Origin of the sequence: Frankia torreyi, assembly GCF_000948395.1 — a bacterium.
GTDB classification, from domain to species: Bacteria; Actinomycetota; Actinomycetes; order Frankiales; family Frankiaceae; genus Frankia; species Frankia torreyi.
This window is the reverse complement of sequence record NZ_JYFN01000010.1, coordinates 95598-108275: the sequence shown is the minus strand read 5'-3', so window position 1 is coordinate 108275 and position 12678 is coordinate 95598. Positions and strand designations below refer to the sequence as shown.

Sequence of the window (12678 nt, the reverse complement as noted above, 5' to 3'; positions counted from 1 at the left end):
GAGAGTTCCAGCCCGATCAGCGCGACGGCCGCATCACGCCTGGCCGCCCGATGCGGGCGGTCCGGGGATCGCGGCCGACCGCCGACGGCGACCCGTGCGGTCCGTCAGGCGGGCCGGTAATGCCATGCGCGCGCATGTTCGGCCCGCTAGCACCGGCCGATGGCACGTTCCCGCGGCTGCGTCAGGGCGAGAACGGCGCCCATCGTGGCGAGGGCGCGTCATAGAAAGCGCAGGTCGCCAGGGCGGTCATCGAGACCGCAGCCGAGCGTTCCCGATACACAGGCAACGTCGAATCCTTCCCGTACGCCTGCGAGGTTAGCTGTCGGGTTCGGGCCGGGGAGCCCGGTCGTCTCCGTGGAGGCGACTTAACCCCGAGGGCGGCCGTGACGGGGCCACCCGGAGGAACCTGGTTCCCCCGCTTCTGCCCAAGCTGTCTTGGAGGGACCCCGGACCGTGGGCAGAACTCGGCGTCGGCCCGGAGCAACTAGTGCCCGGCAACCGTAGCGAACTACGTACCGTAGTGACAAGTACTAGTTATGCACGAATTTCGGCGCGCGTCCGTCACCGTGCGTGCATAGTGCTGCGAGACCGCAACACTCGGACATCAACCGAACCTTCGGACGATGAAAAGGATCATCGGATGTCGGAGGTACGCCCCGGTCTGCCCCGGGCAAGATGGGACGCGATCGGAGGAGGAGGCCGGGACCGAGGGCCGGAAGGACCCCACGCAGCACCACCCGCCGCGTGGGACGCACCGCGGTGGCAGCACCGGAACCCACGCCGACGCCGGACCGGCAGCGCCGGATTCAAGACTCACGGCGGCGGGGCGACAAACGAACGACCTCGGCGGTGAACGGGCGGCGAGACGACCCGACGAACCGGACGGCAAGGGGCCACGAGAGGGCGAGGGGCCACGAGAGGGCGAGGGGCCACGAGAGGGCGAGGGGCCACCGGGCGACGCGGGAACCGGCGCGCCGCCCGGCGAGTCAGGACGCGTGCGGTGCGGTCAGGCTGGCGAGGCGGACCGCGGCGCGGGGGCCGGCCGCCGCGTCCGCAGGTTCTCCAGGAAGAGCAGGATGTGCGCGCCGGCGGCGCGGCGGCCCGGGCCGGACAGCACGCCCCGGCCACCGGGCAGGGACGCGAGCCTGGCCCCGCGGGCGGTCCGCGTCGCCATACGAACAAGCGGAAACGGAGTCACCCGGTCATCCTCGCCATGCAGCAGCAGGATGGGCAGGTCCGGAAGCGACCGTGGGATCGGCTGGTCCGGCGGCTCTCCGGCGACCGCGCGGTGCAGCAGCGGCAGGTCCACCAGGATGAGCGCGTCCGGGCGAACGGCGGGCGACGCGGCCCCGACCAGCGCACGTAGGGCGCCGCTGTCCGAGCCGAGTAGAACGAACGGAAGTCCCGGTTCGCGCGCCTCTCCCAGGGCGAGGACGCTGTCCCTCCCATGGTCGAGAAACGTCACCTGGTAGCCGTCGAGTGCCAGCCGAAAGGCAAGGTGCTCGAAAATTTCGGCGGATTCCCCACGGCCGGGAAGGAGGACCACGTTCGCCCCCGCACGCCGGGTCGGATCGCTGCTCGGCCAGTAGCGGGAACCAGGACCGCCGACGTAGCCACGCGGACGCGGATGGGAGGGAGGCGACGAGAGGGGAATGGACACAACATGCTCCGATCAGAGCCGTCCGGACGCGGATGGCGGCGCGCTCCAGCACGGCGAAAATAGCGCGTGCGAGGCTGCGGAAGCCCGACCGGCGCAGCCAGGCCGCGCGGCTGTGGAGGCAGCGGCGATGGCGCGACGGCGAAGCACTGGTGAGGCGCCGGGAAACGCTGACGGCGCGCCGGCAAGGATGGATTAGCGAGGCACCCGGACCGGACAGACCGCGGAAGCGACACGCAGGAAGTCGATGTGGCCACGGATGACCAGAGCGGTCGGCCGTCGCGCCGGATGAGGCATGGTCGGATTCTGGCGGCGCTCCGATCGGATGTCAACATACTTAATGCTGACTACCGGAATGTTTCCGTCGGCCGCCTCCGGGGCCCAGCGCTTCCGCCTGGGCCCCGGAGGACGACGGGGTGATGCTCGAAAACGGCTCCCGCCGGCGGCGAGACCGGCCTGGAGCACATGGGCGCAGGTGCCCCGGGGACCACGACCGACACCGCCGGGTCGCCGGAGTCCGCCACGTCGCGTGCTCGAGACGGACTCCGACCTCCGAGATGGACATCCGAGACGCAGGGGCGGCGCGTCCACCACAGCCATGCGAGAACACGGAAGTCACACAGGCTCAGCGGGAACGGTGAGGGCGACGCGGCGCGAGGACGCCACAGGCCGGCGACGGACCCGCGGGCAGGTCAGGCAGCGGCACCCGCCATCGCGTTGCAGCTGTCCAGGCAGGACCGGCAGGCCCGGGCAAGGCGGGCGAGCTGGGCGTCGCGCGGCATCTTTTCACACATCTCGGCGCAGGCACGACAGACCCGTGCACACATGGCACACATCTCGGCGTGGAACGGCGACATCCGACACATCAAGTCGGCGCAGGTCCTGGTGACCGCCGCGCAGTCCATCATGAGCCGCATGTCCGCAGCGTCCATCATCGTGCCGGGCATGTCCATGCAGTAGGAGATTGTCTCCTCACACAGCGCAGAGCATGACATACACTCCTCGATAGCTTTCCGCATGTTCTCGTTGATCATTTCGGCGTGCTGCATCGGACACCTCCGAGGTGCGGGCGACGGCTCATCCGCCATACCGGGAAGCCCGTGGCAGACGGCTGTTTCTGCCTGGCCGGGCTCCTCCGACGATAGCTTTCGAAAGCGGATCCGCATCTCGGCGGACAGCCTCCGCCGAATACTTCGGAAATAGTCGGAAACTTGACAGGGAACTACGTCCGAAGAAGGCCGGTTGGCTTTCCGGTGCAGGTGACTGGCACACACGGTCCCGGCGCGCCGTCGCACCCCGGTCAGCCGGTGGCGGGCCCCGACGGGAGCACCCGCGGGCCGGCGGCGGCGCGGTCTGCGCCGTCCGGCACCGGGCGCACGGGCGGCGCAGCCGAGGCCGTCATCGAGGCGGGCAGCCGCGGATGTGCCAGTACCGGGCGGCCACCGAGGAACACGCCGCTGACCGCGTCCGGGCGTTCGAAGATCCTCAGCTCCGCCGGATCCTCGTCGAGCAGGATCGCGTCGAACGTGTAGCCGACGGCGATCCGCCCCAGCCGATCCCCCACCCCGCACAGCCTCGCCCCGGTGGCGGTCGCCGCGAGCAACGCCTCGGGGGCGGTGAGCCCCGCCCGTCGCAACTGGCTGATCTCGGCAAGGTTGGCACCGTGGCGGGTGCGATGGCGGGCATCGCTGCCCAGCGCGATGGGAACCCCCGCCGCGCGGGCCACGGCGATCGTCTCGGTGAGCGAGGCCGCGGTCGCCTCGGCCCGATCCACCGCCCAGCCCGGCAGCAGGCCGGTGGTCGCCAGCGCGGCCAGGTCACGGTAGGGCGTCAGGGTCGGCACCAGCGTGACCCCGCGGGCGGCCATCGCCGCAGCCGCCCGCTCGCTCAGCCCGAGGCCGTGCTCGACGGAACGTGCGCCGGCGGCGACCGCCGCCTCGACCGCCCGCTCGCCCAGGGCGTGCATCATCACCGGACGGCCGTAGCGGGCCGCCTCAGCGACCGCGGCGGTCAGTTCCGAGCGGCCGAACTGGAAGTCCGGACTGCCCGGGCGCGCGGACATCACCCCGCCGCTGGCGTAGATCATCACCCAGTCGGCGCCGGCGCGCAGGACGCCACGCACCGCAGCGGGCAGGCCACCGGCCCCGACCACCGAGTGCGGCGGCCGGCCCGGATAGTCGGGTCCGAGGACGTCGTCGGCGGACTCCAGCCCGGGGCCGAGGATGCCGCCGTCCCCATGGCGCCCGGAACGGCTCAGCGCGACGATGCAGACCGCGAGCCGCGGACCCGGCACACTGCCCGCCACCAGCGCGTCGCGGACACCGGCATCGGCGCCGCCGGCGTCGCGCAGATAGGTGACGCCAGCCTGCAACGATGCCCGCAGCGCGTCGGCCGTCTGCAGGTATCGCGCGGAGAGCGGGGCCGTCACCAGCTCGAACTGGTCGTAGGTCGACTGGGTCACATGCGCGTGGCAGTCGACGACGCCGGGCATCAGCCACAGCCCGCGGGCGTCGACGTCGACGGCGTCCGGGTCGACAGCGAGCCGCGGTCCGAGGGCCCGCACGACGCCGTCGCGCACCGCCACGTCAAGCGGCTCGCCGAAACGGCCGGTCGCGTCGAGGACGTGCGCCTCGCGCAGCGTGAAGCTGGTCGCCGCGAGCCCCCGCGGTGAGGCGAGCCGCACGGATCCCGCGGCCCGACCGGCCGCCGGGCGTCCCGTGGGCTCGGGCTGGCCCGCGGGATCGGGCCGGCCCGGCGGATCCGGGTGTTCGGATGATGCAAGGGGATCGGTCATGACCAACGCCGTTCCTGCCGGTGTCGACGACCTCCCGCCGCCGGTTCACGGATCGGGTCCGGGCTCTGGTCCGGCGACGGTGCGGCCCGAGGGGCGGGCGGCGCCGGCGAACCCGGGGCGCGGGAAGGTCAGGGAGGCTGGGGACGTCAGCGGGTACAGGCGGCCGCGTTGACCCGGCAGGTGTCGATGTGCCGACGGTGCGTGAGCTCGTGCATCCCGCCGCCCGGCCGAGGACGCGGCGCCACCACGCTCCCAGACCAGTCGCCGGACACGATGCCTCCTCCGTCACCCGCGTGGGCCGGACATCCACCGGCTGCGATCACCGCCAGCGGTGCCACGCGACGAGGTCCACGTTAACCAGCAGTCAGGAACGACGCAAAGCGATGCCGACCCCGGACCCCCGGCCGGCGGCTCCCCGGACGATCACTGCCACACGCCGGCGAGGAGCTCATACGAGCGCACCCGGTCCGCATGATCGTGCGCGATCGTCGTAATAATCAACTCGTCAGCCCCGGTCACCTTCCGCAACGTCTCCAGCTTGCGCGCGACAGTGGCGGGGCCGCCGACGAACTGGGTCTCGACCCGGTCCGCGACGAGGGTGCGTTCCTCCGCGGTCCACGGGTAGGCCGCCGCCTGCGCCGGGCTCGGGAAGGGACGGGCCCCCTGCCCGGACCGGATGCTCAGCACCCACAGTCCGTAGGGCGAGGCGAGCTCGGCGGCCGTGTCCTCGTCCGGGCCGACCACCACGTCCGCCGAGACCATCACGTAGGGCCGGTCGAACGACTCCGACGGGACGAAGGCGTCCCGGTAGGCCTGCACCGCCTCGAGCACCGAGGACGGCGAGACGTGGTAGTTCGCGACGAACGGCAGTCCCAGCTCGCCGGCCGTCCGGGCGCTCGCGCCCGGGCTGGAACCGAGGACCCAGATCTGCAGGTCGGCACCCTCAGCAGCCGGCACCGTCAGGTGCTCGCCCTCGGCGGTCCGGTAGTCGCCCCGCAGGAACGCCTGGATGTCGCGGACCTGCTGGCCGTACTCGTCCCCCGCGCCCGGCCGGTAGCCGACGAGTGCGAACTGGCGGCGCAGCCGGTCGGCGTTCAGCCGCATCCGGGGCGGCGCCGGCACCAACAGCCCGTCGACGACGGTCGCCGCGCGGCCAGGCGCGGCCCCACCAGACACCGCCCTACCAGACACGGCCCCACCAGACACGGGCCCACCAGACACGGCGGCCGGCTGGTCCGACCCGGATGGTGGGCCGTCGCCGTCCGCCGGGGCGAACAGCCGGTCGACGGCGGGACGCCCCAGCCCGAGGTCGATCCGGCCCGGATGGATCTGGGCGAGGGTCCCGAACTCCTCGGCGACGGTCACCGCCGTGTGATGACCCATCTGAACCGCTCCCGAGCCGACCCGGATCCGGGTCGTGGCATCGGCCACGAGCGCGATGACGACCGCCGGTGCCGAGGAGACAACACCGGGCACCAGATGATGCTCGGCGAGCCAGTATCGGTGGAAGCCGAGCTCCTCGGTGCGACGGGCGAGGTCGAGGGTGTTACGCAACGCGTCACCCGCGGACGCGCCCTCCGACCGGGGCGACAGATCGAGTACGGACAAGGGCACACGATCGGTCTGGGACACACGATCGGCCTGGGACATGAGCACGCCACCTCCGCACGGCGACCCGGTCCCGACGGGGACGACCGACCCACGAGGCGGGACGCCACATGACAGTAAGTAGGAGTGCGACGGACGCCGGCCCGCTCAGAGCCGGGCGCCCGATCGCGGCTGGATGGCGGCGCGGCGCCATGAACCAGCGACGGGTCAGTTACAGAGACGGCTGGCGACCCGCATGAGATCGACCGCCCGCCGGCGCACGAGCGGGACCCGGCGGCGCATCGTCACCGCCGGCCGGCCGGGACCCGGGACGTCGGGTCGTCCGGGCTCGGCATGATCCCACTCTGGCATGGCGGCCTCGGTGAGACAAGGCACGCCCACGGCCAGGCACGGTTGACGCCGCTGCGGCGCCCGTGATGAGATCACCGCGTGCAGTGCTCGGCCGTCCTCGTCACGCGTGGTCACGTCGACTTCGCCCTCGTGAGCTCCGCCATCTGTACCGCGCGCTGAGCCGCGCGGGGGTCTCCCCGCCCCGGGCGGTGCACTCAGCGCGTTCCTGAGGTCCGTCGGTGTCCGGATGCCCCGCCGTCGCCGCGCGGGGCCGGTCACCCTCGCCGCGCGACTCCCTCGGCCAGCCCAGCTTCACATGAGCGTCCTCTCGCGGGCGCGATCCGTCCGGCCCCCGCGCCCCACCGTCCCCGGGGCCAGCCGGATGCCCTACCCGGACGAGGTTCGCCGGGCTGTCCGTTCATCCACATGGTCGGGCCGGCCGCTGATCGGCCGAAGCGGCCCGGCCACGCTCCACCGATCTCCCCGTGGCGGGCCCCGCAGTCCATCGGGCCCGACTCAGCCACGGCCAGCTCCTTTCTTCCCGCGATGCATCGAAACGAGGTCCCGCATGTCCCGCCGCCTGTTCACGTCGGAGTCCGTAACCGAGGGTCATCCCGACAAGCTGGCCGATCAGATCAGCGATGCCCTGCTCGACGCCTACCTGGCCGCCGACCCGAGCTCCCGGGTCGCGGTCGAGACGCTGCTGACCACGGGGCACGTCCACGTGGCCGGCGAGGTCACCAGCTCTGCCCACGTGGACGTGACCTCGGTGGTGCGGCGCACCCTCACCGAGATCGGCTACGACGCCGCGACGGGCTTCGACGGGGCCACCGTCGGCGTTCTGGTCTCGATCGGTGCGCAGTCCCCCGACATCGCCCAGGGCGTCGACCAGGCCTACGAGGCCCGGGTCGAGGGCGGCGAGGACGCGCTCGCCCAGCAGGGCGCCGGCGACCAGGGAATCATGTTCGGCTACGCCAGCGACGAGACGCCCGACCTGCTCCCACTGCCGATCACCCTGGCCCACCGGCTCGCTCAGCGGCTGTCCCAGGTTCGTCACGAGGGCGTGCTGCCCTACCTGCGCCCGGACGGCAAGACCCAGGTGACGATCGAGTACGACGAAGACGACCGGCCCGTGCGACTGGACACCATCGTCGTCTCCGCGCACCACGCGGCGGACGTCGACCTCGCGACCCGCCTCATCCCGGACATCCGCGATCAGGTCATCGCGCCGGAGCTCAAGCGGCTGGCCGAGGAGAACCTCGGGCTGGAGGTGGACGGCTACCGGCTGCTCGTCAACCCGACCGGCCGGTTCGAGATCGGCGGGCCGATCGGTGACGCCGGCCTGACCGGCCGAAAGATCATCATCGACACCTACGGCGGGTACGCCCGCCACGGCGGCGGCGCCTTCTCCGGCAAGGACCCGTCCAAGGTCGACCGGTCGGCCGCCTACGCGCTGCGCTGGGTAGCCAAGAACGTCGTCGCGGCGGGCCTGGCCCGCCGGGCGGAGCTGCAGGTCGCCTACGCGATCGGAAAGGCCGAGCCGGTGGGCCTGTTCGTCGAGACCTTCGGCACCGAGACGGTGCCGGTGGCCGAGATCACTCGGGCCGTCACCGAGGTCTTCGACCTGCGGCCCGCGGCGATCATCCGCGACCTCGACCTGCTGCGGCCGATCTACCGCCAGACCGCGGCCTACGGTCACTTCGGCCGACCGCTGCCCGACTTCGCCTGGGAGCGCACGGACCGCGCCGACGCGCTGCGCGCCGCCGCCGGCCGCTGAGGCTGAGCGCCTGATCCTTCGCGCCTCGCACCCCCACCCGTAACCAGCACGACTCCTCCCGTGGCCCGTCCCGGCTCTCCCGCCGAGACGGGCCACGGCCGCACCGGCACCAGTCGGACGAGTGGTGAGCGCCACCCGGAACCATCGCGGGCGACAGAGTCCCACCGCCTGGTCACACTGACGGGGATGACCAGACCACGAGACCTCGGGCCGGTGCCCGCCAAGGCAGAGTCCACCGGGCCCACGCACCAGGGGCCCCGCCCGGATGGACCAGGCGCGGCCGCGGGCGAACGCGGCGGTGCCGAACCGCAACCGCCGTCGACCCGACCCGCCGAGCGCCCCCGCGACGCTCTCGGCCGGCCCCTACCGCACGGAGCGGCGGGCGTGGCGCCCCTGAGCCTGCCGAACCCGCTGCCCCCGGGCGCCGCGCTCGCCGCCGCCCAGCATCTGCTCGACACCGGCCGCCCCTTTCAGGCGCACGAGGCGCTCGAGGCTGCCTGGAAGGCCGCCGCGGACGACGAACGCGGTCTGTGGCGCGGGCTGACCCAACTGGCCGTGGGAATGACTCATCTTGCCCGCGGCAACGTCCGAGGTGGCGTGGCCGTGCTGGTTCGCGCGTCGGACAACCTGGCGCCCTACGCCGAGCACCCGCCGCACGACGTGGACATCGCCGGCCTGCGCGGGTGGATCGCCGACCGCCTCACCGCCGTGGAACGCGCGCATCCCCAGCCGCCCTGTGTCACGGGCGACCCACCCGGCTCGACCGCCATCCCCGCCGGCGGAGACGTGTTCCCCGGCGCCGCCACCGGTGACCGTCCGCCGCGGCTGGTCCGCTGAACGCTCACGCAGTGCTCACGGTCGCCCAGCCCGGCCCGGCGGCGGACCGGTCGCTCGCGCCACGCCGGCAGATATGGAATTGTCACTCCAATCTGCTTGTTGACCCATCAAGAGCAGGCTCGTAGCGTCGACTCGAACGATCGCCAGGCGGAACCCGGCACGACCCGCCCGGTGCGATCCTGGCCAGGGCGGCAGGACCGCGCACCTCGGAGCGGACCATGGCAGGGTCTACTTAGCGAGCGCTAGACAACCAAGCGAGCGCTGGACATCGGGTGGGCGACACGGGCAGCGCGGCGGATCGGTCCGCCTCGCTGGTGACGAGGGAGATCCCATGGAAAACGCAGTCATCGTCGATGCGGTCCGGACGGCGTCGGGTCGCGGCAAGCCCGGGGGGGCGCTGTCCGAGACCCACCCGGTGGAGCTGCTGGCCACCGTGCTCAAGGCGCTGGTCACGCGCAACGACCTCGACCCCGCGCTGGTCGACGACGTGATCGCGGGCTGTGTCGGCCAGGTCGGCGAACAGTCGCTGAACATCGGTCGCACCGCGTTGCTGTCCGCGGGCTTCCCCGAGTCGGTGCCCGCCACGACCATCGACCGCCAGTGCGGGTCAAGCCAGCAGGCCGCCCACTTCGCCGCGCAGGGCGTCATCGCGGGGGCGTACGACGTCGTCATCGCCGGTGGGGTGGAGTCGATGAGCCGGGTGCCGATGGGTTCCGCGGTCATCGGCCAGGACCCCAACGGCCCGGGTTTCCGCGCCCGCTACCCGGAGGGCCTGGCCAACCAGGGCATCGGTGCCGAACTGATCGCCGCGCGCTGGAAGCTCAACCGCGAGGACCTGGACGCCTTCTCCGCCCGCTCGCACCAGCTCGCCGCGGCCTCGGCGGCGGCCGGCGACTTCGCGAACGAGATCGTCCCGGTGGAGATCACCCTGCCGGACGGCACAAAGACCCAGCACCTTGCCGACCAGACCGTCCGACCCACGACCACCTTCGAGGGCCTGCAGCAGCTCAAGCCCTCCTTCTACACCGAGGAGTGGGCGGCCCGCTTCCCGGAGATCACGTGGAGCATCACGCCGGGTAACTCGTCGCCGCTGACCGACGGCGCCTCCGCAGTGCTGATCATGAGCGAGACGAAGGCCAACGAGCTCGGCCTGCGGCCGCGGGCCCGGTTCCACACCTTCGCCCTGGCCGGCGACGACCCGCTGCTCATGCTGACCGCCCCCATCCCGGCGACCCGCAAGGCCCTCCAGCGGTCCGGGCTGTCCATCGACGACATCGACGCCTTCGAGGTGAACGAGGCATTCGCGCCGGTGCCCCTGGCCTGGGCCCGCGACACCGGGGCCGACCCGGCCAAGCTCAACCCGCGCGGCGGGGCGATCGCGCTCGGCCACGCCCTGGGCGGGTCGGGTACCCGCCTGCTCACCACCATGGTCAACTACCTGGAGGCGACCGGCGGCCGCTACGGCCTGCAGACGATGTGCGAGGGCGGCGGCATGGCCAACGCCACCATCATCGAGCGACTCTGACGTCCGAAACGGCTCGGACGTCCGAAACGGCTCGGGCGTCCGAACGGCTCTAACGTCCGGAGCGGCTCGGACGTCCGGAGCGGCTCGGACGTCCGGAGCGGCTCCGGCCGACCTGGTGACGCGGTGCCGTCGGCGGCTTGGCCCGTCGACGGCACCGGCTCGTCGATCGATCCGCCCCGAGGACGCGGGCTCGCGGCGGTTCGGTCACCCTGCGCACGGTCCGGATCCGCGTGTGGGACGGCCGGTCCACACTGGTCAGGACCAGCCACACCCGGGAGGCCCATCGTGACGGCAGGACCCGTGCTGGCGGCGGCGAACTGGCGCGAGTTCGCCCCGCCCCAGCTCACCCCGATCCTGCAGGGCGCGATGGAGGCCCTCTACGAGCACGGCTACCACGGCACGACGGTGCGGGACATCGCGCGCCGTGCCGGCGTCACCGTGCCCGCGCTCTACTACCACTACGCCAACAAGCAGGGCATCCTCGTGGCGCTGTTGGACCTGGGGATCGAGGATGCGCTCGGCCGGGCCCGCGCCGCGCTCGCCGAGGTGGGCGAGAGCGCGCCCGCCCGTGCCCGCTTCGTCGCGTTCGTCGAGTCGATGACGCTCTTCATGGCGCACCGGGTGCGGATGGCCGTCCTCGACTCCGAGCTGCGTTACCTGGAGCCGGCCAACCGCCGCGGTTACGCTGCCAAGCGCAAGGAGCTCGAGACCCTGCTGCTCGACATCCTCGTCGACGGCAACAGCAGTGGGGTGTTCCGGATGACCAGCCCCGCGGACACCTCCCGAGCGCTGCTCGGCATGCTGCGTTCGATCACCGGCTGGTACCACCCGGACGGGCCACTCACGCCGACGGAGATCAGCAGGCGTTATGTCGACATCGCCCTGAGCACCGTGGGAGCGGCCGACCCGGCCGCCGGCTGACCACCGCCCTCGGTGGGTGCGGCGGCGGTCAGCCGATGACGCGTCAGCGGGTGAAGGCGGTCACCGACAACTGCTGCACGGCCGGACTGCTGCACGCCGAGACATCGGACAGCGCCAGCCGCAGGGCCGTCGTGTTCGCCGGAGGGAAGATCCGCAAGGCGGCGACGGGTGTCCTCTGCGCCGGCTCGTCGCAGCCCTCCTGGATGCCGGGATGCACGGTGCGCAGGGTCGCTCTGGCCGAGGCGCCGGGGGCCAGCCGGACGACCTGGCCCGCCGGACCCGACCGAACCGCGGCCGCGCCGACCTGACGGCCCGCGGCGTCGAGGTAGGAGACGCCGGGGAAGCCGCGCAGCACGCAGGACGTGGTGCCGGCGTTGGTCAGCACCAGGTGTTCGTACGTGCTGCCGGCCGCGCCCTCACCGTCAGCGGAGCGCACCGCCAGCCGGGCGGTGGGGCACAGCCCGCCAGCCGGCGCGGTGACACTCCCGGCCGGCGTCCTCGACGCCGAGGCCGCCGCGCCGGCACCGGTCGTCCCCGCAGCGCCCAGCTCAGCCGCGGTCTGGGCAGCCGGCCCGCGCGTGCCCGGCGTCGTCGGGGCGGGCATCGTCGGGGCAGGCGTCGTCAGGGCAGGCGTCGTCAGGGCAGGCGACCATCCGGCTGGCGGACCACCGCGAGGCGCGGTCACCGTGGCGGGGGCCTTCCCGCCCGCGGAGCTCCCAGCGCAGCCGGCGGCCAGCAGCAGGGTCACCGCCGCCACGAGGAGCGCCGCCCGCGACGCGGGCGCCGGCGTCGGCCGCGAACCTGGTTCCCCCGGGCGGGGAGGCCGGGATGCCATGCGGTCGGCTGGGAGCGCGGGCGCCCGATCGGGCCGGACGGGTATCGGCACGGACCGTGTCTGAAGCCGATGCATGGCGACCTCCTAGTCCGACGGCTGGGTGGCAGCACCCGGCGACGACACCCACCTTCTTCCCGCTGTCACCCTCCGTGACACTCGAGGAATTCGTGCGTGTCGGACCCGAGCCACTTCCTCCCATCCTGGCAATCACCCGGGCCCGCGACCGGCCTTTCCAGTCCGCCGTTCGTGGCCGACCGCCCGTGGACCCGGCGACGGTCGTGGCGGATCGTGGCCGAGCGATGGGGTCTTGGTCGACACGCGGTCCCCGGGACCACACAGTGATCTACTACCGAACGCCCCCTGAGGTCTGGACCGTCCGGCGACGACAGGTCAT

General features: G+C 72.7%; 9 protein-coding genes and 1 riboswitch. Of the genes, 4 read left to right on the top strand and 5 right to left on the bottom strand.

Features of this window, described 5'->3' with window-relative positions; genetic code table 11:
- Positions 1-290: 290 nt before the first annotated feature.
- A riboswitch (cyclic di-AMP (ydaO/yuaA leader) is annotated at positions 291-442 on the bottom strand.
- Between the two features lie 564 nt (positions 443-1006).
- The 4 genes from FF36_RS08850 to FF36_RS08830 all read right to left on the bottom strand — a co-directional run bounded on the left by FF36_RS08850 (position 1007) and on the right by FF36_RS08830 (position 6101).
- The gene (locus tag FF36_RS08850; RefSeq protein WP_044884503.1) at positions 1007-1660 is read right to left on the bottom strand and encodes an alpha/beta hydrolase; all 654 of its coding nucleotides are present in this window, start codon (positions 1658-1660) and stop codon (positions 1007-1009) included.
- 689 nt (positions 1661-2349) lie between these two features.
- Positions 2350-2706 carry a four-helix bundle copper-binding protein gene (locus FF36_RS08845; RefSeq protein ID WP_044884502.1) on the bottom strand — a complete coding sequence of 119 codons (357 nt, stop codon included), beginning with the start codon at positions 2704-2706 and terminating at the stop codon, positions 2350-2352.
- 251 nt (positions 2707-2957) lie between these two features.
- Positions 2958-4451, bottom strand: coding sequence for an amidohydrolase family protein (locus tag FF36_RS08840; protein ID WP_242422387.1), 1494 nt, complete (start codon positions 4449-4451; stop codon positions 2958-2960).
- Positions 4452-4874: 423 nt separating this feature from the next.
- Complete coding sequence (locus FF36_RS08830; protein WP_044884538.1) at positions 4875-6101, bottom strand: LLM class flavin-dependent oxidoreductase; 1227 nt, start codon at positions 6099-6101, stop codon at positions 4875-4877.
- An 856-nt stretch (positions 6102-6957) separates the two neighbouring features.
- Between FF36_RS08830 and metK the strand changes: the two genes are divergently transcribed.
- From metK to FF36_RS08810, 4 genes are all read left to right on the top strand, one after another.
- On the top strand, positions 6958-8166 hold the full coding sequence (metK, locus tag FF36_RS08825) for a methionine adenosyltransferase (protein ID WP_044884499.1): 1209 nt from the start codon (positions 6958-6960) through the stop codon (positions 8164-8166).
- Positions 8167-8550: 384 nt separating this feature from the next.
- On the top strand, positions 8551-9003 hold the full coding sequence (locus FF36_RS08820; RefSeq protein WP_044884498.1) for a DUF309 domain-containing protein: 453 nt from the start codon (positions 8551-8553) through the stop codon (positions 9001-9003).
- Positions 9004-9334: 331 nt separating this feature from the next.
- Entirely contained in the window at positions 9335-10528 is a 1194-nt protein-coding gene (locus tag FF36_RS08815) for a thiolase family protein (protein ID WP_044884497.1), read from the top strand.
- A gap of 285 nt (positions 10529-10813) precedes the next feature.
- Positions 10814-11449 (top strand): TetR/AcrR family transcriptional regulator, encoded by a 636-nt coding sequence (locus tag FF36_RS08810; RefSeq protein ID WP_044884496.1) that lies wholly within the window; start codon positions 10814-10816, stop codon positions 11447-11449.
- Positions 11450-11492: 43 nt separating this feature from the next.
- Here the strand turns inward: FF36_RS08810 and FF36_RS08805 are convergent, their stop codons facing one another.
- Positions 11493-12206 carry a DUF4232 domain-containing protein gene (locus FF36_RS08805; RefSeq protein ID WP_044884495.1) on the bottom strand — a complete coding sequence of 238 codons (714 nt, stop codon included), beginning with the start codon at positions 12204-12206 and terminating at the stop codon, positions 11493-11495.
- Positions 12207-12678: the final 472 nt, after the last annotated feature.

Excerpts from the sequence above, each read along its gene's own strand:
- FF36_RS08845 (WP_044884502.1), bottom strand. The coding sequence starts at position 2,706 with ATGCAGCACGCCGAAATGATCAACGAGAACATGCGGAAAGCTATCGAG.
- FF36_RS08840 (WP_242422387.1), bottom strand. The coding sequence starts at position 4,451 with ATGACCGATCCCCTTGCATCATCCGAACACCCGGATCCGCCGGGCCGG.
- FF36_RS08830 (WP_044884538.1), bottom strand. The coding sequence starts at position 6,101 with ATGTCCCAGGCCGATCGTGTGTCCCAGACCGATCGTGTGCCCTTGTCC.
- metK (WP_044884499.1), top strand. The coding sequence starts at position 6,958 with ATGTCCCGCCGCCTGTTCACGTCGGAGTCCGTAACCGAGGGTCATCCC.
- FF36_RS08815 (WP_044884497.1), top strand. The coding sequence starts at position 9,335 with ATGGAAAACGCAGTCATCGTCGATGCGGTCCGGACGGCGTCGGGTCGC.